Annotated in this window: 16 protein-coding genes and 1 pseudogene; 13 read left to right on the top strand and 4 right to left on the bottom strand. The window is 72.3% G+C overall.

Annotated elements, in window-relative coordinates; translation table 11 throughout:
- The first annotated feature begins 112 nt into the window (after nucleotides 1-112).
- Nucleotides 113-1,204 (top strand): histidinol-phosphate transaminase, encoded by a 1,092-nt coding sequence (gene hisC / locus TR48_RS13870; RefSeq protein ID WP_042366660.1) that lies wholly within the window; start codon nucleotides 113-115, stop codon nucleotides 1,202-1,204.
- Nucleotides 1,205-1,393: 189 nt separating this feature from the next.
- Here the strand turns inward: hisC and TR48_RS41915 are convergent, their stop codons facing one another.
- Nucleotides 1,394-1,954 (bottom strand): hypothetical protein, encoded by a 561-nt coding sequence (locus TR48_RS41915; protein ID WP_042366658.1) that lies wholly within the window; start codon nucleotides 1,952-1,954, stop codon nucleotides 1,394-1,396.
- Nucleotides 1,955-2,146: 192 nt separating this feature from the next.
- On the opposite strand from TR48_RS41915, the gene TR48_RS46340 reads away from it, so the two are divergent.
- From TR48_RS46340 to cydD, 9 genes are all read left to right on the top strand, one after another.
- Nucleotides 2,147-3,496, top strand: coding sequence for an efflux RND transporter periplasmic adaptor subunit (locus tag TR48_RS46340; protein ID WP_052442659.1), 1,350 nt, complete (start codon nucleotides 2,147-2,149; stop codon nucleotides 3,494-3,496).
- A complete protein-coding gene (locus TR48_RS13855; protein WP_042366657.1) occupies nucleotides 3,493-4,242 on the top strand; it encodes an ABC transporter ATP-binding protein in 750 nt (249 codons plus the stop codon). Before TR48_RS46340 ends, TR48_RS13855 begins: the two co-directional genes overlap by 4 nt.
- The gene (locus tag TR48_RS13850) at nucleotides 4,239-5,453 is read left to right on the top strand and encodes an ABC transporter permease (RefSeq protein ID WP_042366655.1); all 1,215 of its coding nucleotides are present in this window, start codon (nucleotides 4,239-4,241) and stop codon (nucleotides 5,451-5,453) included. Before TR48_RS13855 ends, TR48_RS13850 begins: the two co-directional genes overlap by 4 nt.
- The gene (locus TR48_RS43205; RefSeq protein ID WP_161789825.1) at nucleotides 5,446-6,033 is read left to right on the top strand and encodes a hypothetical protein; all 588 of its coding nucleotides are present in this window, start codon (nucleotides 5,446-5,448) and stop codon (nucleotides 6,031-6,033) included. The genes TR48_RS13850 and TR48_RS43205 overlap by 8 nt, the downstream gene beginning before the upstream one ends.
- Nucleotides 6,034-6,142: 109 nt before the next feature.
- Entirely contained in the window at nucleotides 6,143-6,850 is a 708-nt protein-coding gene (locus TR48_RS13840) for a response regulator (protein WP_042366651.1), read from the top strand.
- A gap of 73 nt (nucleotides 6,851-6,923) precedes the next feature.
- On the top strand, nucleotides 6,924-8,369 hold the full coding sequence (locus TR48_RS13835; RefSeq protein ID WP_369405577.1) for a sensor histidine kinase: 1,446 nt from the start codon (nucleotides 6,924-6,926) through the stop codon (nucleotides 8,367-8,369).
- A 354-nt stretch (nucleotides 8,370-8,723) separates the two neighbouring features.
- Entirely contained in the window at nucleotides 8,724-10,265 is a 1,542-nt protein-coding gene (locus TR48_RS13830) for a cytochrome ubiquinol oxidase subunit I (RefSeq protein ID WP_042366649.1), read from the top strand.
- A 13-nt stretch (nucleotides 10,266-10,278) separates the two neighbouring features.
- Complete coding sequence (cydB, locus tag TR48_RS13825; protein WP_042366648.1) at nucleotides 10,279-11,274, top strand: cytochrome d ubiquinol oxidase subunit II; 996 nt, start codon at nucleotides 10,279-10,281, stop codon at nucleotides 11,272-11,274.
- Nucleotides 11,275-11,293: 19 nt separating this feature from the next.
- Nucleotides 11,294-14,788: a thiol reductant ABC exporter subunit CydD gene (gene cydD, locus TR48_RS13820; RefSeq protein WP_042366646.1), complete on the top strand. Its 3,495-nt coding sequence runs from the start codon at nucleotides 11,294-11,296 to the stop codon at nucleotides 14,786-14,788.
- Here cydD and TR48_RS13815 read toward each other — a convergent pair.
- Together TR48_RS13815 and TR48_RS45495 are read right to left on the bottom strand one after the other, a co-directional pair.
- Nucleotides 14,775-15,326: a hypothetical protein gene (locus TR48_RS13815; protein ID WP_052442658.1), complete on the bottom strand. Its 552-nt coding sequence runs from the start codon at nucleotides 15,324-15,326 to the stop codon at nucleotides 14,775-14,777. The genes cydD and TR48_RS13815 overlap by 14 nt on opposite strands.
- 9 nt (nucleotides 15,327-15,335) lie before the next feature.
- A pseudogene (locus tag TR48_RS45495) lies at nucleotides 15,336-15,617 on the bottom strand (BRO family protein); the annotation flags it as partial.
- A gap of 138 nt (nucleotides 15,618-15,755) precedes the next feature.
- On the opposite strand from TR48_RS45495, the gene TR48_RS13810 reads away from it, so the two are divergent.
- On the top strand, nucleotides 15,756-17,498 hold the full coding sequence (locus TR48_RS13810) for a sensor histidine kinase (RefSeq protein WP_052442657.1): 1,743 nt from the start codon (nucleotides 15,756-15,758) through the stop codon (nucleotides 17,496-17,498).
- A gap of 110 nt (nucleotides 17,499-17,608) precedes the next feature.
- On the top strand, nucleotides 17,609-18,229 hold the full coding sequence (locus TR48_RS43200) for a hypothetical protein (RefSeq protein WP_042366642.1): 621 nt from the start codon (nucleotides 17,609-17,611) through the stop codon (nucleotides 18,227-18,229).
- 39 nt (nucleotides 18,230-18,268) lie between these two features.
- Here the strand turns inward: TR48_RS43200 and TR48_RS13800 are convergent, their stop codons facing one another.
- Nucleotides 18,269-19,072 carry an HAD family hydrolase gene (locus TR48_RS13800; protein ID WP_236652134.1) on the bottom strand — a complete coding sequence of 268 codons (804 nt, stop codon included), beginning with the start codon at nucleotides 19,070-19,072 and terminating at the stop codon, nucleotides 18,269-18,271.
- A gap of 90 nt (nucleotides 19,073-19,162) precedes the next feature.
- On the opposite strand from TR48_RS13800, the gene TR48_RS13795 reads away from it, so the two are divergent.
- A partial coding sequence (locus tag TR48_RS13795) for an AfsR/SARP family transcriptional regulator (RefSeq protein ID WP_042366637.1) occupies nucleotides 19,163-19,775 on the top strand: 613 nt, incomplete at its 3' end.

Raw genomic sequence — 19,775 nt, 5'->3', positions numbered from 1 at the left:
GGTTCACCCGGTCGGCTCGTATGGTGATCTCGACCGGTTACGGCGAAGGCGCCGCGCGAGCAGTGATCCTGCGGGGCGCGGCCCCCTCGCGATTCTCTGGAGGAAGACCACGGTGAGCAGCGAAACCACCCCCGGCCCGCGCCTGCGCGAGGCCCTCAAGGGCATCCCCGCCTACAAGCCCGGCAAGCCGGCGCAGGGCGCCGAGGGCGCCCCCGCCTTCAAGCTCTCCTCCAACGAGAACCCCTACCCGCCGCTCCCGGGCGTCCTGGAGGCGGCGACCGCCGCCGCGGGCAGCTTCAACCGCTACCCCGACATGGCGTGCGCGGGCCTGATCGCCGAGCTGGCGCAGCGCTTCGGCGTGCCCGAGACGCACGTAGCCACCGGCACCGGCTCGGTGGGCGTCGCCCAGTCGCTGCTCCAGGCGACCTCTGGTCCGGGCGACGAGGTGATCTTCGCCTGGCGCTCGTTCGAGGCCTACCCGATCATCACCCAGATCAGCGGCGCCACGTCCGTGCGGGTCCCGCTGAGGGCGGACGAGACGCACGACCTCGACGCGATGCTCGCCGCGGTCACGCCGCGGACCCGCCTGATCTTCGTCTGCAACCCGAACAACCCGACGGGCACGGTGGTGCACCGCGAGGAACTGGAGCGCTTCCTCGACGCGGTGCCGAGCGACGTCCTGATCGTCCTGGACGAGGCCTACAACGAGTTCGTCCGTGACGAGGAGGTCCCGGACGGCGTCGAGATCTACCGCGACCGCCCGAACGTCTGCGTGCTGCGCACCTTCTCCAAGGCCTACGGTCTGGCCGGTCTGCGGGTCGGCTTCGCCATCGCCCACGAGCCCGTCGCCCAGGCGCTGCGGCAGACGGCCGTGCCGTTCGGCGTCAGCCAGCTCGCGCAGGATGCGGCGATCGCCTCCCTGCGGTCGGAGGAGGCACTGCTGGAGCGGGTCTCCGCGCTGGTCGCGGAGCGCGAGCGGGTCGTCTCCGCGCTGGTCGCCCAGGGCTGGACGGTCGCGACGACGCAGGCGAACTTCGTCTGGCTCCGCCTGGGCGAGCGCACGGCCGACTTCGCGGCGGCCTGCGAGTCGGCGGGCGTCGTGGTCCGCCCCTTCGCCGGCGAGGGCGCGCGCATCACCATCGGCGAGACCGAGGCCAACGACCTCTTCCTGCAGACGGCGGAGCTCTTCCGCAAGTCGCTGTAGCCGCACCGCCTCAGGGGCGCGGGCGGCTGAACGAGCGACACGTCAGGGGCGCGGGGAACTGCGCGAGCAACCACCCGGTGAGGGTGGCCCTGTTCGCTCGGCGATTCACCACTCACGGTGGCTTGTCGCGCAGTTCCTCGCGCCCCTGACGTGTGCAACTTCCTGCGGGAGCGCGTCGAAGCGGTCGCGTTACGCGGTGGCCGAGGCGGAGGGGGAGGCGCCCGGGGAACGGGTGGGCAGGAGAGGCTTGCAGGTGTTGTACGCCGCAGCCGTCTTCGGGTCCGCGGTGTTGAGCGCGCGGAAGCCGCCCTTCGTCGGGAGGGTGACGCCGTGGTCCTTGAGGCAGCTGGTGAACGCGGCCATCGCGGAGGAGTTGAAGCCGCCGCGACCGCCGCCGAAGCCGCCCTTGGGGCGCAGCGAGGCGCAGGCTTGCATCGCGGCCTGCATGGTCGGGTTGGGCGAGGAGCCGCCGAACGCGCCGCCGCCGAAGCCTCCGAAGCCGCCCCCGCCGCCGTAGCCACCGCTCGGGCGGCCGCTCGGGCGGCCCGTCGGCATGGTCACGCCGTGCTGGCTGAGGCAGCTGCGGTAGGCCTGCATCGCCGCGCCGCGCGTGGACGCGGATGCGGCGGGGGTGGAACCTGCGGCCGTCGCCCCCGAGGAGCTGGAGCCGCAGGCGGACAACAGCAGGGTGCTGAGCCCGAGCAGCCCGGCTGCCGCTGCGGCCCGAACGCGAGTGCGGTGATTCGTCATGGACTCGAAGGAACCGCACAGCCATGGTGACCTGCTGGGCGCATGCTTCGAATCCCCTGGGAGCGGGTGCCTCCGGGAAGGTGCCCGAAGGGGCTTAAGTCCGAAATACAGCGCTCTGCCAGCTATCGGCACACGGGGAACTCCCAGTTTCCTCCCAGAGCCCGCTGGGCCCGCCCCGTCAAGGTGTCCGCCATGAAGGTGCTCCCACGACGGCGCAAGGCCGTCCTGTTGAACTCCGTGCTCGCCACGGCGCTGCTGGCTGTCGGCGGCGTCGCGTGGGCGACCGTGGCGCAGGGCTCCAGCAGCACCAGCTCCACCGCCACCACGCGTACCGCGACCGTCCAGCGCGGCACGGTCCTCGCGACGGTCTCCGGGTCGGGCACACTGACCTCCCCGTCGGACGCCGGGGTGAACTTCACCACCGGCGGCACGCTCACCGAAGTCGACGTCACGGCCGGACAGAAGGTCTCGGCCGGCCAGGTCCTCGCCAAGGTCGACGCGACCTCGGCCGACGAGACCCTCAGCAACGCGCAGGCCCAGCTCAACGCCGCGCAGGCCAACCTCACCCAGGTTGAGGCCGGCCAGACCCCGGCCACGAGCTCCGGCTCCGGCAGCGGCGGCTCGGGATCCGGCTCCGGCGGACGCGGCTCCACCGCCACGACGCCGACGCCCGCTCCGACGCCGACCGTCAACCAGTCCCAGCTCGCCAACGCCGAGCAGCAGGTCACCTCCGCGGAGAACTCCGTCGCCGCCGCCCAGCGCGCCGTCGACGGGACGGTGCTGAAGGCCCCGGTCTCGGGCACGGTCGCCTCCGTCGCGGGCAAGGTCGGCGACTCCGTCTCCGGCAGCGGTGGCTCTGGCAGCAGCGGCTCCGGCTCCGGCTCGGGCGGCTCCTCGTCGAGCTCCTCCAGCACCCTGTCCGGCTTCGTCGTGATCACCAACCCGTCCGGGATGGAGGTCAGCGCGGACTTCTCCGAGAGCGACGCGCTGAAGCTCAAGGCGGGTCAGGCGGCCACGGTGACGCTGAACGCCGACACCTCGCAGGTGCTCAACGCCAAGGTCGTCTCGATCAGCTCGCTCCCCGTGAGCAGCTCCGGCAGCGGCGGCGGCAGCTCCTCCAGCGGGGCCGTCCAGTACGCCACGCTCCTGGCGATCTCCGGCGACACCTCGAACCTGCGCACCGGCCTCAGCGCCAGCGTGCAGGTGGTGACCGGCGAGGCCTCCGGCGCGCTCTACCTGCCGACCTCGGCGATCAACGGCACCGGCGCCAACGCCAGCGTCAACGTGGTCCAGTCGGACGGCACGACCAAGCGCACCCCGGTCACCCTCGGCGTGCAGGGCGACACCGACGACCAGATCGTCTCCGGCGTGACCGACGGCCAGAAGGTCCAGATCACCGTCGTGTCGACGTCCGGCTCCAACGGCTTCCCGAGCACCGGCTTCCCCGGCGGCTTCGGCGGTGGTGGCGGCGGCTTCGGCGGCGGTCGCGGCACCCGCGGCGGCGGTGGCGGCAATGGCGGTGGCGGCGGAGGCAGGGGATGAACCCGACGCCCGTCATCGCGGCGCGCCGGCTCGTCAAGACCTACGGCATGGGCGACGCGGTCGTCCACGCACTGGCCGGCGTCGACCTGACGGTCCACCAGGGCGACTACGTGGCCATCATGGGAAGTTCCGGCTCCGGCAAGTCGACGCTGATGAACATCCTCGGCTGCCTGGACGTGCCGACCACCGGCCGCTACCTGCTCGACGGCATCGACGTCGGCGGGCTGGACGAGCGGCAGCTGTCGCTGGTCCGCAACCGCAAGATCGGCTTCATCTTCCAGTCCTTCAACCTGGTTCCGCGCACCAGCGCGCTCGCCCAGGTCGAGCTGCCGCTCGCCTACGCGGGCGTCAAGGCGGCCGAGCGGCGACGCCGCGCGATGGCCGCGCTGACCATGGTCGGGCTGGCCGAGCGGGCCGAGCACAAACCCAACGAGCTCTCCGGCGGCCAGCAGCAGCGTGTCGCGGTCGCCCGCGCGCTGGTGACCTCACCGGCGATGCTGCTGGCGGACGAGCCGACCGGCAACCTGGACAGCCACAGCACCAAGGAGGTCCTCGGCATCGTGGACCGGCTCAACGCGTCCGGCCGCACGGTCGTGCTGATCACGCACGAGGACGAGGTCGCGCACCACGCCAAGCGCGTGATCCGTCTTGTCGACGGCCTGATCATCAGCGACGTGCGGCAGGCGCCCGTCGAGGGCCCGCCGCCCGCGCTGGCCGGCACGCTCACCCAGGGAGGCGTGCGATGAACCCGCTCGAGACGCTGCGCTTCGCGGTGCTGGGGCTGGCCGCCAACAAGGTCCGGTCCGGGCTGACCATGCTCGGCATCCTGATCGGCGTCGCCGCCGTCATCCTGCTGCTCGCGGTCGGCAACGGCTCCTCGCAGGCGGTCAAGGACTCCATCGACGCGCTGGGCACCAACGCGCTGACCGTCAGCTCCGGGGCCGGCTTCGGCGCGCAGTCGACGGCGACCAGCACCAAGCCGCTCACCCTCGCCGACGCCCAGGCGCTCGCCGACCCGAGCAAGGCGCCGGACATCAAGGGCGTCGCGCCCGAGGTGCAGACCTCGCAGACCGCCCTGTACCAGGGCACCTCGCACACGGTCACCTCCGTCATCGGCACCTACCCGGCCTACTTCGAGGCCTCCAACAGCAAGGTCGTCAAGGGCGACTACTTCAGCAACGACGACGTGCTGGCCTCGCGCAAGGTCGCGGTGATCGGCTCGACCACGGCGACCGACCTGTTCGGCACGGACTCGCCGATCGGCAAGAAGATCGTCCTGGGCGGCACCCCGCTCACGGTCGTCGGCGAGCTGGCCACCAAGGGCAGCGGCACCGGCTTCCAGGACCCGGACGACGTGATCATCGCGCCGCTGCCGACGGTCCAGAACGCCTACACCGGCTTCGGCTCGCTCAGCCAGGTCCTGGTCGAGGCGAACTCCGCCGACACCACCGCCCAGGCGCAGAACGAGATCACCACGGTCCTGATGGGCACGCACGGCATCAAGGACCCCTCGGCGGTCGACTTCCGCGTCAGCAGCCAGACCACGCTGCTGTCCACCCGCAGCTCCACCACGCAGACCTTCACCGTGCTGCTCGGCGCGGTCGCGGCGATCTCGCTGCTGGTCGGCGGGATCGGCATCACCAACATCATGCTGGTCACGGTCACCGAGCGGACCCGGGAGATCGGTATCCGCAAGGCGATCGGCGCGCCCAGGGGCGCCATCCTCAGCCAGTTCCTGGCCGAGTCGACGCTGCTCTCACTGGTCGGCGCGGGGCTCGGCGTGCTGGCGGCGCTGGTCGGCGCGCACTTCACCATCGTCGGCATCAAGCCGGTGGTGATCCCGGCCTCCGTGTGGGGTTCGTTCGGGATCGCGGTGGCGATCGGCCTCTTCTTCGGCAGCTACCCGGCCAGCCGGGCGGCCGGCCTGCGTCCGATCGAGGCGCTGCGTCATGAGTGATCTTTTCCCGACCCAGGAGGAAACCGTGGACCTCGAACTGGCTCAGTCCGAGCCGGTGGAATCACCGGAGGACATTCTCGCGGAGCCGCCGGACGCGCTGGACATCACCGCGGAGCTGGCCGCCCCGCCGCGCCGGAAGCTGCCCTGGCTGACGCTGCTGCTCTGCGGCGGCCTGGTCGCGGGCGCCGGCTTCGTCGGCGGGGTGCTGGTCGAGAAGAACCAGACGCCGACCTCCTCGTTCGGCGCCTCGGGCCGCAACTTCAGCGCGTCCGGCCGCACCGGCACGGGCGGTGGCGGCGGTTTCGGTGGCGGCGGTTTCGGGGGAGGCGGCTTCGGCGGCAGTTCCGCCGGTGGCGGCACGACCATCGGCACCGTGAAGCTCGTCGACGGCTCGACCATCTACGTCACCGACACCTCCGGCAACATCGTCAAGGTCACCACCGGCGGTTCGACCAAGGTGAGCATCGCCCAGTCCGGCAAGGTCAGCCAGCTCAAGCCCGGTGCGACGGTCACCGTGCGGGGCGCCGCGGACTCCAGCGGCGACGTGGCGGCGACCACCGTGACGCAGGTGGGCGGCTGAACTCGCACAGCGTTCACTCATGCACTCCTCATCAACGGCCGTTAGCCTGCCGCTGCCGGCATCTCCGGCACGACCGGCCCAGCCAGACCAGCAACCACCGGGGGCGCCCATGGACACCGCCGAGGCCAGCCTGCTCGTCGTGGACGACGAGCCGAACATCCGCGAGCTGCTCTCCGCCTCGCTCCGCTTCGCCGGTTTCCGGGTCGCCTCCGCGGCGACCGGGGCCGAAGCCGTCGCCGCCGTGCAGCGGTCCCGCCCCGACCTCGTGGTGCTGGACGTGATGCTGCCCGACGCCGACGGCTTCACCCTGGTGAAGCGGCTGCGGGACGACAGCGACCGGGGCAAGATCCCGGTGATCTTCCTCACCGCGAAGGACGGCGTCGAGGACAAGATCAGCGGCCTGACCGCGGGCGGCGACGACTACGTGACCAAGCCGTTCAGCCTGGAGGAGCTGATCGCCCGGATCCGGGCGATCCTCCGCCGCACCGGCGGTCCCGCCGACGACGGCCGACTGGTCGTCGCCGACCTGGAGCTGGACCTCGTCGGCCACCAGGTGCACCGGTCCGGGCGGCCGGTCTCGCTCTCGCCGACCGAGTTCAAGTTGCTCGAGTACCTGATGACCAACACCGGCCGGGTCGTCTCCAAGATGCAGATCCTCGACCACGTCTGGGCCTACGACTTCGGTGGAGACCTCAGCATCGTCGAGTCCTACATCTCCTACCTGCGCCGCAAGATGGACTCGGGGGCCGAGGGGGCGCCGAAGCTGATCCACACGGTGCGCGGGGTCGGTTATGTCCTTCGCCGACCGGCTGCGTGACCAGGTGCGCCGTGGGCGCACGCCCAGGGGCCTTCCCCGACCTCCCAAGGTGCGGGGGCGGATCTCCCTGCGCGTGCGCCTGCTCGCTCTCGCGATCGCCCTGGTGGCCCTCGGCCTCGTGGTGAGCGACACGCTCGTCCTCGGCAGCGTCCGCAACGAGCTCGTGCAGCGTGTGGACAGTCAGCTGCAGCGCTTCGGCGACACCGCGGTGCACCGCGTCGCGAGCCCCAAGCGCCCGTTGCCGCCGGCCGGCGGAGTCCGCCGCGCCTGGCTGCCAAGCCAGTACGTGGTCACCCAGATCGACGCGAACGGGCACTACAGCTCGCTGCTCACCCAGCCGGTCGAGCAGGGTGACCCGCTGCCCTCGCTCCCGACGCTCGACGCCGCCCAGCTCGCGGCGCGGATGGACCGCGCCTTCACGGTGCCGGCCGACCACGGCGGCGGCAGCTGGCGGGTGCTGATCCGTCCGATCGCGGACCAGCCGGGCGCGGGGGTGGTCGTCGCGGCGTCGCTCGACGACACCGACGCGATGCTGGCCAAGCTCAACAACGGGTTCCTCGCGATCGGCGGTGGAGTGCTGCTGGTGCTCGCCGTCGCCGGGTTCTTCGCGGTGCGGGCCGGGCTCGGTCCGCTGCGGCGGATCGAGCAGGCCGCGCACCAGATCGCCGAGCAGACCGCGGCCGGGCAGCCGCCCACGCACCGCGTGCCGGACGCCGAGGCGGACCCGCGGACGGAGGTGGGCAGCCTCGCGCGCTCGCTCAACTCCATGCTGGAGCAGATCGAGGCGGGCTTCGCCGCGCGCACCCGCTCCGAGGAGCGCATGCGCGCCTTCGTCGCCGACGCCAGTCACGAACTGCGCACGCCCCTGTCCGGCATCCGCGGCTTCGCCGAGCTGTACCGGATGGGCGCGCTGCCGGACGAGGCCGACGTCAAGCGCACGATGAGCCGCATCGAGAGCGAAGCGGTGCGGATGAGCGGGCTGGTCGAGGACCTGCTGACGCTGGCCCGGCTCGACGAGCAGCGGCCGTTGCAGCTCGCGCCGATGGACCTGCGCACGCTCGCCGCGGACGCGCTGCACGACACCACCGCGCTCGACCCCACCCGGGCGGTCAGCCTGTCCGGCGCCGCCGGGGCGGCGACGCCGGGCGCGGCCCTCGTCCTGGGTGACGAGGCGCGGCTGCGGCAGGTGGTGACCAACCTGGTCGGCAACGCGGTCAAGCACACCCCGGTCGGCACCTCGGTGCGGATCGGCGTCGGCACCGTGAACGGCGAGGGCGTGATCGAGGTCGCCGACGAGGGCCCCGGGTTGAGCCCCGAGCAGGCGGCCCGGGTGTTCGAGCGCTTCTACCGCGTCGACGCCTCGCGCAGCCGGCGCGACGGCGGGGGAGCGGGGCTGGGCCTCGCCATCGTCTCCGCGCTGACCCAGGCCCACGGCGGCCGGGTCGAGCTGGAGACCGCGCCGGGCGCCGGCGCCGTCTTCCGGATCTTCCTCCCGGCCGCGGCCCTGACGAGCGCCTGACCCCGGCGCCGGACGATCCCCGCACGATTCGTGCGTACCCGCCCAGGTGTGGTCGTGATCACTCGGGCGGCCGACGTGACGCGCGCCACGCCCACCACCTGACACCCGTCTGAGACGGGCCCCGGGGCAATCGACGAAGTGTCGATCTGCCCTGGTCAGAGTGTGCCTGATGGGCGCTGTCGACCCACCCCACCCCCCTGTCAGTCTCTCTGGACCGACATGGTGATAATTAGCTTGTGATCGTGTTCACGTTCACAAGCGCACGATCATTTCGTGTTCAACTCGCATGTCCCACACAAGTGGGACAAATGGTGCGTTTATGGACCGAATGGCCGCCCTATGAGGAGGGAACCCGTGGAGCTCGCGCTCGCTCACGAGACGATGGCGCGATGGCAGTTCGGCATCACCACCGTCTACCACTTCCTCTTCGTGCCCCTGACGATCTCCCTGTCCGCGCTCGTCGCCGGCCTGCAGACGGCCTGGGTGCGCACGGGCCGGGAGAAGTACTTCAAGGCCACGAAGTTCTGGGGCAAGCTCTTCCTGATCAACATCGCGATGGGCGTGGTCACCGGCATCGTGCAGGAGTTCCAGTTCGGCATGAGCTGGTCGAACTACTCCCGCTTCGTCGGTGACATCTTCGGCGCCCCGCTCGCCTTCGAGGCGCTGATCGCCTTCTTCTTCGAGTCCACCTTCATCGGGCTCTGGATCTTCGGTTGGGACCGGCTGCCCAAGAAGCTGCACCTGCTGTCCATATGGATGGTCTCCATCGGCACCGTCCTGTCCGCCTACTTCATCCTGGCGGCCAACTCCTGGATGCAGCACCCGGTCGGCTACGAGCTCAAGAACGGGCGCGCCCAACTGACCGACTTCCCCAAGGTGCTGTTCCAGAACACCACCCTGGTCGTCGTCTTCCACACCATCACCGCGGCATTCCTGGTCGGCGGCGCGTTCATGATCGGCATCGCGGCCTACCAGCTGCGCAGGGCGTCCCGCCTCGCCGCCGAGGACCGCGAGCCGGTCAAGGTCGCCTCCATGAAGACCTCGCTGCGGCTCGGTCTGGTGGTCTGCCTGCTGGCCGGCCTCGGCACCGCGATCAGCGGCGACGCGCTCGGCAAGGTCATGTTCGAGCAGCAGCCGATGAAGATGGCCGCCGCCGAGGCCCTGTGGGACACCGAGTCCCCCGCGCCCTTCTCGGTCTTCGCCTACGGCGACGTCGCCAAGGGCCACAACACCGTCGAGATCACCGTCCCCGGTCTGCTCTCCTTCCTGGCCAAGGGCGACCTCACCTCCCCGGTGCCCGGCATCAACAACACCAACGCCGCGGAGAAGGCCAAGTTCGGCGACAAGGCCCCGAACTACGAGCCGAACATCCCCACCACCTTCTGGGCCTTCCGCTGGATGATCGGCTTCGGCATGACATCCTTTGTGATCGCCGCCGTCGGCCTCTGGTTGACCCGCCGACGCTTCTGGCTCGCCCCCGAGTTCCGGCGGGCCGGCGACGAGGTGCCGCTCTTCATGCTCACCAGGACCCGCGAACTCGGCCCCACGCTGACCAAGTGGGCCTGGCGCGGCGCGATCTGGACCCTGGCCTTCCCGCTGATCGCCTGCTCCTGGGGCTGGATCTTCACCGAGATGGGCCGCCAGCCGTGGGTCGTCTACGGGTTGATGACCACCGCGGACGCGGTCTCCCCCGGCGTCTCCATCGGTGAGCAGTGGACCTCGCTCATCGTCCTCACCCTGCTCTACGGGATCCTCGCGGTCGTCGAGGTCAAGCTGATGGTCAAGTACGCCAAGGCCGGACCCACCGACGAGCAGCCGCCGACGAAGGACCCGACGCTCGGCGGTCCCCCGGCGGGGTCCGAGGACGCCGACAAGCCCTTCGCCTTCGCGTACTGAGGAGACGGACGCCATGCACCTTCACGACGTCTGGTTCGTGCTGATCGCGGTCCTCTGGATCGGCTACTTCTTCCTGGAAGGCTTCGACTTCGGGGTCGGGATCCTCACCAGGATCCTGGCCAGGGACGAGCGCGAGCGCCGGGTCCTGATCAACACCATCGGCCCGGTGTGGGACGGCAACGAGGTCTGGCTGCTCACGGCCGGCGGCGCGACCTTCGCCGCCTTCCCCGACTGGTACGCCACCTTGTTCAGCGGCTTCTACCTGGCGCTGCTGCTCATCCTGGTCTGCCTGATCATCCGCGGGGTCGCCTTCGAGTACCGGGCCAAGCGCGACGACGCGCAGTGGAAGCGCAACTGGGACCACGCCATCTTCTGGTGCTCCCTGCTCCCGGCATTCCTGTGGGGCGTCGCCTTCGGCAACATCGTCCACGGCACCAAGATCGACGCTCACATGGAGTACGTGGGCAGTTTCTGGGACCTGCTGAACGCCTACTCGATCCTCGGCGGCGTGGTGACGCTGACCCTGTTCACCTTCCACGGGGCCGTCTTCACCGCGCTGAAGACCAACGGCGAGATCCGCGAGCGGGCCCGGGCCCTGGCGCTGAAGGCCGGAGTGGTCACGGCTCTGGCAGCGCTGGCCTTCCTGATCTGGACCCAGCTGCACCACGGCGACAGCTGGTCGTTCGCGGCGATGGTGGTCGCGGTGCTCGCCCTGGTCGGCGCCATCGGCATGAACCAGATCGGCCGCGAGGGCTGGGCGTTCATCCTCTCGGGCGTGACCGTCGTCGCGGCCGTGGCGATGCTCTTCCTGTCCCTCTTCCCCGACGTGATGCCGTCCTCGCTGAACCCGGCCTGGTCGCTGACCGTCAGCAACGCCTCGGCGTCCTCGTACACGCTGGGGATCATGACCTGGGTGGCGGGCTTCATGACGCCCGTGGTGCTCGTCTACCAGGGCTGGACCTACTGGGTGTTCCGCCGCCGCATCGGTGTGCAGAACATGCCCGCCTGATCGGCTGGAGGAGCCGGAAGTGAAGCCCGTCGACCCGCGTCTGCTGCGGTACGCCCGAGCGACCCGGATGTTCCTGCTGGCCTCGGTGGCGCTCGGCGCGCTCGGCGCCGGGCTGGTCATCGCGCAGGCGATGCTGGTGGCGCAGATCGTCGTCGGCTGCTTCCAGCACGGGGAGGGGCTCGGCCGGCTGGCCGGGCCCCTGGCCGCGCTGGCGGCGGTCTCGCTCGGCCGCGGCGCCGTCGCCTGGGCGACGGAGGCCGTCGCCCACCGGGCCTCGGCGAAGGTCAAGTCCCAGCTGCGCGAGCAGCTGCTGGGCCGGGCCGTCGAGCTCGGCCCGGGCTGGCTCGCCCGGCAGCGCAGCGGCGAGCTGACCACCCTGGCGACCCGCGGCGTCGACGCGCTGGACGAGTACTTCGCCCGTTACGTGCCGCAGTTGGCGCTGTCGGTGATCGTGCCGCTGGCCGTGCTGGGCCGGATCGTCCTGGCCGACTGGGTCTCGGCCGCGATCATCGTCGCGACGCTGCCGCTGATCCCGGTCTTCATGGTCCTCATCGGGATGGCCACCCAGAGCCGGATGGACCGTCAGTGGCGCAGCCTCGGCCGGCTCTCGCACCACTTCCTCGACGTCGTCGCGGGTCTGCCGACGCTGAAGGTCTTCGGCCGGGTCAAGGCGCAGACCGAGTCGATCCGCCGGATCACCGACCAGTACCGCCGGGCCACGCTGCGCACGCTGCGCGTCGCCTTCGTGTCCTCCTTCGCGCTGGAGCTGCTGTCGACGCTGTCGGTGGCGCTGGTCGCGGTCAGCATCGGCATGCGCCTGGTGGACGGCGGCCTCGACCTCTACACCGGGCTGCTCGTCCTGGTCCTGGCCCCGGAGGCGTACCTGCCGATCCGCCAGGTCGGCACCCACTACCACGCCAGCGTCGAGGGCCTGGCGGCGGCGGAGCAGATCTTCGCCGTGCTGGAGACGTTGGTGGCCGACTCCCCCGTCACGCCGTCGGCGACGTCGTCGGCGGCGGGCGGCGACGTGCGGGTCGACGGGCTGACCGTCCGCTACGAGGGCCGCGAGCGACCCGCGCTGGAGGACTTCTCGCTGCACGTCGCGCCGGGGGAGACCGTCGCCGTCACCGGCCCGTCGGGCGCGGGCAAGTCGACGCTGCTGGCGGCGCTGCTCGGGTTCGCGCCGGTCGCCGGGGGCTCCGTCACCGCGCCCGCCCACGAGCGGATCGCCTGGGTGCCGCAGCACCCCTACCTGTTCGCCGGGACCGTCGCCGACAACGTCCGCCTGGCGCGTCCGGACGCCTCGGACGAGCAGTTGCGGGAGGCCCTGGTCGCCGCGCAGGCCTGGGAGTTCGTCGCCGGGCTGCCGCAGGGCGCGCTGACCCGGATCGGTGAGGCGGGCGCGGGCCTCTCGGCCGGGCAGCGCCGTCGCGTCGCGCTCGCCCGCGCCTTCCTCGCCGACCGCGAGCTGGTGCTGCTGGACGAGCCGACCGCCGGGCTGGACAACGAGAACGAGGCGGCGGTCGTCGCGGCCATCGGTGAGCTGGCGGCGGACCGGACGGTGGTCCTCACCTCGCACCGGCCCGCGCTGCTCGCCCTCGCCGACCGTCGCGTGGCGTTGCCGGGCGCGGTCGCCTCCGCCGGGGAACCCGCACCCGTGGCCGTCCTTGACGACCCGGCCGTCCCGGCAGGGCTCGCCGGGGAATCGTCCGCCGCGCCCGACGTCGAGATCCGGTCGGTCGCCTCGGGCGGCACGACGGGCGCGGGCTGGTCGACCTGGCCGAGGCCCCGGCTCGCGCCCGCGATCGTGCTCGGCGCCCTGGCCCTGGTCTGCGCCACCGCGCTGATGGGGACCTCGGGTTGGCTGATCTCCCGAGCCTCGCAGCAGCCGCCGGTGCTCTACCTGATGGTCGCCGTCACGGCCACGCGCGCGTTCGGCATCGGCCGCTCCGTGCTCCGCTACGCCGAGCGGCTGGTCAGCCACGACTCCGTGCTGCGCAGCCTGGGCGCGCTGCGCACCGCCGTCTACGCGCGGCTCGAGCGCCTCGCCCCGGCGGGCCTCGGTGCGACCTTCCGGCGCGGGGACCTGCTCGCCCGCATGGTCGCCGACGTGGACGCGATGCAGGACCACTACCTGCGCTACCGCCTCCCGCTGGCCGCGACCGGGCTGGCCGGGGCCGTCACCGTGGGCGTCGTCTCCTGGCTGCTGCCCGCCGCAGGGCTGCTGCTGGCGATCGGTCTGCTCCTGGCCGGTGTGCTGGTCCCGCTGCTGGCGGTGCGGCTGTCGATCCGCGCCGAGCGCGCCCAGGCGGAGACGCGCGGACGGCTGACCGGCGAGGTCGTCGGGCTGCTCGACGGCGCGGCCGAACTGACCGTCAGCGGAGCGCTGCCCGCCCGGTTGGGCGCGCTGCGTGCGATCGACGCCGAGCTGACCGGGCTGCAGCGCCGCTCGGCCGCGGGCCTCGGCCTCGGTACCGGCCTGACCACCGCACTCACCGGCCTGACCGCTGTGGCCTGCGCGGCCGTCGGCATCACGGCGGTGACGGGCGGTCGCCTGCACGGCGTCTGGCTCGCGGTGCTGCTGCTGACGCCGCTGGCCGCGTTCGAGGGCGTGAGCGGTCTGACCGCCGCCGCGCAGGCTCGCCAGCGCGGACTGCGCTCGGCGGCACGGCTGGCGGAGCTCGCGGAGGCGCCGGAGCCGGTGGCCGAGCCCGCCTCGCCCGCCGAGGCGCCCGGAGAGCCGCTGCCGCTGCGCGTCCGCGACCTCACCGTCGTCTGGCCCGGCCGGGCGAAGCCGGCGCTGCGGGACGTCTCGCTCGACCTCACCTCCGGCCGCCGCATCGCGGTCGTCGGCCCGAGCGGCTCCGGCAAGACGACGCTGGCCCACGCCCTGCTGCGGTTCGTGGACCCGGCCTCCGGCAGCGTCACCCTCGCCGGGGTCGACACCCGCACCCTGGCGGGCGACGACGTCCGCCGCGCCGTGGGGCTCTGCGCCCAGGACGCTCACGTCTTCGACAGCAACCTCCGGGAGAACCTGCGTCTGGCCCGCCCCTCGGCGACCGACGCGGAGCTGCTGGCGGCCCTGGAGGCCGCGCGTCTCGCCGACTTCGTGCGCGCCCTGCCGGACGGGTTGGACACGATGGTCGGCGAGCACGGCGCCTCGCTCTCCGGCGGGCAGCGCCAGCGCCTGGCCCTGGCGCGGGCGTTGCTCGCCGGCTTTCCGGTGCTGGTGCTTGACGAGCCGGCGGAGCACCTCGACCTCCCGACGGCCGACGCCCTGACGACGGACCTGCTGGCCGCCACCCAGGACCGGGCGACCGTCCTGATCACCCATCGGCTGACCGGCCTGGACGCGGTCGACGAGATCGTCGTGCTCGACGGCGGCCGGGTCGTGCAGCGCGGCACGTGGCCCGAGCTGATGGCCGAGGACGGGCTGTTCCGCGAGCTGTGGGCACGCGACCAGCGGGGCGAGCAGCCGGGCGCGCGGGAGGCCGAGATGGTCAGCACCCGCTGAGCCGGTAGCGCGGCGTCCCGTCGGACTCGGTCCCGACCTGGCGGATGCAGGCGCGCTTCTGGAGGAACCGCAGGCAGTCCCGGACGCGCTCCTGGGTGAGCCCGGTGAGCGTGGCGACGGACTCGACGCTGCGCGCCGCGGTGCCGTGCGCCAGCATGATCGGGACGAGGTGGGCGGCCACCGACCACACGTCCTCGGTGACGGTCAGCCGGCCGCGCCACTCGGCGAGGACGTCCTCGGTGGTCCGGCGGGAGCGTTGGACCGGCACACTCGGGGCGGCCGGTCCTTCCAGTGCCCGGGCGACGCGGTTCACTCCGGCGACGAGCTCGTGGAGCAACCGCTGCTGCTCACGCTGCGTCGCCGCGAACGCGGCGTCGAGCTGGAGGTTGCGCTCCTCCAGCCGGACGATGACCTCCATGACCGACCGTGGCAGCACGACGGCTGCCTCGCCCTGCTCCAGGCGGTACGAACCCTGCTGCTGGACCGCCAGCAACACCTCGGTGACCCAGTTCTTGAATGGCTCGCACTGGGGCTTCACGCACCCGTTCACGAGCCTCAGAAGCCCCCGGAGACTAACCATCACCGATGATTTTTTGATGCCCTGACCTGCAATGAGTAGCCAACCCTCGCGTGGAACTAGGGTTGCGGCTACGGATCGCATCGTCTCGGGGACGTGTCTGCGCAGCGCGTCGCTCGGGTTCGCGTACCCGAGCTCCCGGCACAGGTCCGCCGCCGGGAACCAGTGGTTCCCGTCCGCCAGGGTCACCCTTCGCACGCGCGCTCCCGTCGCCGCGTGAACGAAGTCGTTGATGTCGATCGCGTCCGTCATCGCGCACCCCCTCCGTTGCGCACCGTAAGCACGCGGGACTCCGTCGGTCACTGGATCACCGGGAGTTCACCCCCACGGGACGGAGGGCGAACGCGCGTCCGCTGTCGCGCAAAATACGGACAAACTACGCTCGCTTGCATGGCCACCGGCGACGCGCACTTCATTCCCGACCTCGGTTCCCTGGAGGTCGACGACCTGGTCAGCGAGGTCGCCGAGCGGCTGCACGCGGTGGCCGCCGTGAACGACCGGATGCGGGAGCTGCTCGAGGCGGTCGTGGCCGTCAGCTCCGGCCTGGACCTGCACGCGACGCTGCAGCGGATCGCCAGTGCGGCGGCCGATCTCGTCGACGCCGAGTACGCCGCCGTCGGGGTGCTCGCGCCGCACACCCACGGGCTGTCCGACTTCATCCAGATCGGCATCACCTCCGAGCAGGAGCTGGAGATCGGCGGCCTGCCCTGCGGTCTCGGGCTGCTCGGGTACGTCACCGAGCACCACGAGCCGCTGCGGCTGGAGGATCTCACCCGGCACCCGAGCGCGACCGGCTTCCCGCACGGGCACCCGGCGATGCGCACCTTCCTCAGCGTGCCGGTCCGGGTCCGCAACGACTTCTTCGGCACCCTCTACCTCACCGAGAAGCACCACGGTCGCCAGTTCACCGCGGCCGACCAGCAGGTCGTCGAGGCGCTGGCGGCGGCCGCCGGAGTCGCGATCGAGAACGCCCGCCTGTACGAGGAGGGCCGTCGGCGCGAACGCTGGATCGCCGCCTCGCGTGAGGTCACCAACGTGATGCTGACGGCCGAGGACGCCGTCGTCGCGCTCACCACCACCGCGGAGCTCTTGCGCGACCTGGCCGGGGCCGCCCTCGGGATGATCCTGTTGCCGACCGAGGACGGCGGGCTGCGCGTCTCCCACGCCTCCGGCGAGGCCGCGGACCTGTTGATCGGGGAGCCGGTCCCGCCCACCGAGCGGGTGCGGCGGCTGCTGGCGGGCGACACCGTCACCATCAGGGACATGAACACCGACTCCGACCTGCGCGCGGACATCCGCGCGTCCTTCGGGCCCAGCATGGCGCTGCCGCTGAAGAGCTCCGGCCGGGTGCTGGGCGCCGTCGTCGTGTGGCGGGGCCGGGACACCCCGCCGTTCACCGAGGACGAGCGGGCTCTCGCCGAGGGTTTCGCCGCGCAGGCGGCGCTCGCGCTGCGGCTGGTGGAGGGTCAGCGGAACCAGCAGCGCCTGGCCGTCTACCAGGACCGTGACCGGATCGCCCGGGACCTGCACGACCTGGTCATCCAACGCATCTTCGCCACCGGGATGATGATGGAGAGCGCCGCCCGGCTCGCCGAGCTGCCGGAGGTGAAGACGCGGATCTCCAAGGCCGTCGACGAACTCGACGCGACCATCGCGGAGGTGCGCACCACCATCTACGCCCTGCAGCACGAGGACACCCCGGAGGGCGACGGGGACCTGCGCAGCCAGGTGCTGCGCGAGTGCGCGCAGGCCGCCGGGCCGCTCGGCTTCAGACCCGCGGTCACCTTCGCGGGCCCGGTCGAGACGATGACCGGCGAGGTCATCGGCCGTCAACTCGTGGCGGCCCTGCGGGAGATCCTGTCCAACGCGGCCCGGCACGCCGCCGCGTCGCGGGTCGACGTGGTGGTGGACGGCAGCGCGCGCATCGACGCGGAGGGCCGCCTCACCACGGGCAAGGGCCGTCCCGCCGTCGTGCTGTCCGTCACCGACGACGGCGTGGGCATCCCCGAGGGAGGCCGGCGCAGCGGTCTGCGCAACCTCGCCGAACGGGCCCGCAACCTCGGCGGTGCTGCCTGGTTCGGGCCGGGCGTGAGCGGTGGCGGCACCCGGGTCTTCTGGACGGCCGCGCTGTAGGACCAGGTCAGGGCTGTAGCGAGGCTGTTGCGCAATGGCGGGCGGAGCGTTGCAGGGGCCTCACTACAGTGCGAAGCGTTCTGACGGTCTTGTCCTTCGGGGGGAATCCCATGCGCTCCACCACGCGCCGCGCCGCCGCCTCGGCCGCGCTCGTCCTGTCCGGCGCGCTGGCGCTCAGTGCGTGCGGCTCGTCCGGCGGCGGTTCGGCGACCGGGTCCGCCCCGACCCCTGGTCCCGTCACCGCGTCCTCGACCATCACCGCCTCGGTCACCGCGTCGCCGACCGCTACGGCTCCGGGCGGTTCGACCGCGTCGCCGACCGCGGTCGCGACGGGCGTCGGCGCGTCGCCCTCGGGCACGACTGCGGCGGTCGACGCCGCCTGCCGCAACCTGGTCGCCAGCGACGCGGTGAAGGCGGCGGTCACCCGCGACTACGGGACCGAGGCGCACCGGGGCCACATCACGCCCCGCGCGCACCAGTTCCTCTACGGGCAGTGCGGCGGCGCCGCCTACGCGGCCACGGCGTTCGACCTCACACCCGGGGCGACCTTCTCCGACCAGGTCGCGGGCCAGGACGACGGCAGCACCCGCAAGTACTTCTCCCTGGGCGCGAACGGCACCTGGACGCTGATCGGCAGCGCCGTCTTCCCCGACAACGGCGGCTGCCTCGCGCAGATCCCGCAGGCGCTCGCCGAGCTCTGGGGCGGCTGTCAGCCGGGCCGGCAGGGGTGAGCCCTCGGGCGGACGCCTTCGGGCCGGCCCCTTCGGGAGTCAGCCCAGCAGGGCCTCGATGACCTGCGCCACGCCGTCGTCCTCGTGGCTGGCGGTGTGCCGGACCGTCGCCGCCAGCACCTCCGGGTGGGCGTTGGCGACGGCGTAGGCGGTGCCCGCCCACTCCAGCATGGGCAGGTCGTTGGGCATGTCGCCGATGGCGACGACGCGTTCGGCCGGGATGTCGCGCTCCGCACACCAGCGGGCCAGGGCGCTGGCCTTGCTGACGCCCCGCGCGCTGATCTCCAGCATCGCGACCGACGCCGAGCGGGTCACCTCGCCGAAGCCGCCGACCAGTTCGCGCCCCAGGCGCAGGAACGCGTCCGGGTCCATGGTCGGGTGCTTGGCCAGCAGCTTGAAGATCTGGTGGCCCGCCGCGCCCTCGAGGATCTCCTCGGCCGGGGCCACCTGGTCGGCTGCGTCCATGTCCCACAGGGTGCGCGGGTAGCCGGGCTCGTGGGCGAAGCCGCCCGGGTACTCGAAGGCGAAGGTGACCTCGGGCAGCCCGGTGCGCAGCCCCGTCACCGTGGCGAGGGCGTCCTCACCGAGCATCGGGTGCGTCTCCAGCAGTTCCTGGTGCCTCACGTCGTAGAGCGCGCCGCCGTTGGAGCAGATCGCGATCCCGTGCGGGCCGATCGCCTTGGTGACCCCGCCCATCCAGCGCGGCGGGCGGCCGGTGACGAAGACGATGCACACGCCCGCGTCCTCGGCCCGGCGCAGTGCGGCCTCGGTACGGGCGGAGACGGTGCCGTCGCCGCGCAGCAGCGTGCCGTCGAGGTCGGTGGCGATGAGGGAGGGGATCACGGGTACATCCTCACACCCCCGGTCGGCCATGCCTCGCACCGCGGTCCGTATCGCCCGCACCGGAGAGCGGTGATGCGACAGAATCACCGGGTGAGATTCGGCATCCTCGGCACCACCCAGGCCTGGAACGACGACGGGGCCGAGCTGGCGCTCGGCGGCCCCGGACGTCGCGCGCTGCTGGCGCTGCTGCTCCTGGACGCCGGCCGGACGGTCACGACCGAGCGCCTGATCGACGGCCTGTACGGTGAGGACCCGCCCGGCAACGTCGGCAACGCGCTGCAGTCGCAGGTCTCCCGGCTGCGCGGCGCGCTGCGTCCGGTGGGTGTCGGCATCGACGGCGGCCCAGGCGGCTACCGGGTGCTGACCGCGCCCGACGAGGTGGACGCGCACGCCTTCGCGCGGCTGGCCGCGGACGGAGAGGCCGGGCTGGCCCGGGGCGAGGCGGCGCAGGCCTTCACCGCGCTGACCGCCGCGCTCGGCCTGTGGCGCGGCGAGCCGCTCTCGGACGTCGGCGGCGCGCCGTTCGCGGCGGGCCAGGTCGTCCGGCTGGCGGAGCTGCGCCTGGCCGCGATCGAGGCCCGCGCGGAGGCCGGCCTGGCGCTCGGGCGCGCCCGAGAGTTGATCGCGGAACTGCGCGCGGCGGTCGCGGAGGAGCCTCTGCGCGAACCGTTGACCGCGCTGCTCATGCGTGCCCTCTGCGCCG

The organism is Streptacidiphilus neutrinimicus (assembly GCF_000787815.1).
Lineage (GTDB): Bacteria > Actinomycetota > Actinomycetes > Streptomycetales > Streptomycetaceae > Streptacidiphilus > Streptacidiphilus neutrinimicus.
The sequence above is the reverse complement of the archived record's forward strand: the minus strand, read 5'-3'. Positions and strand labels throughout refer to the sequence as shown.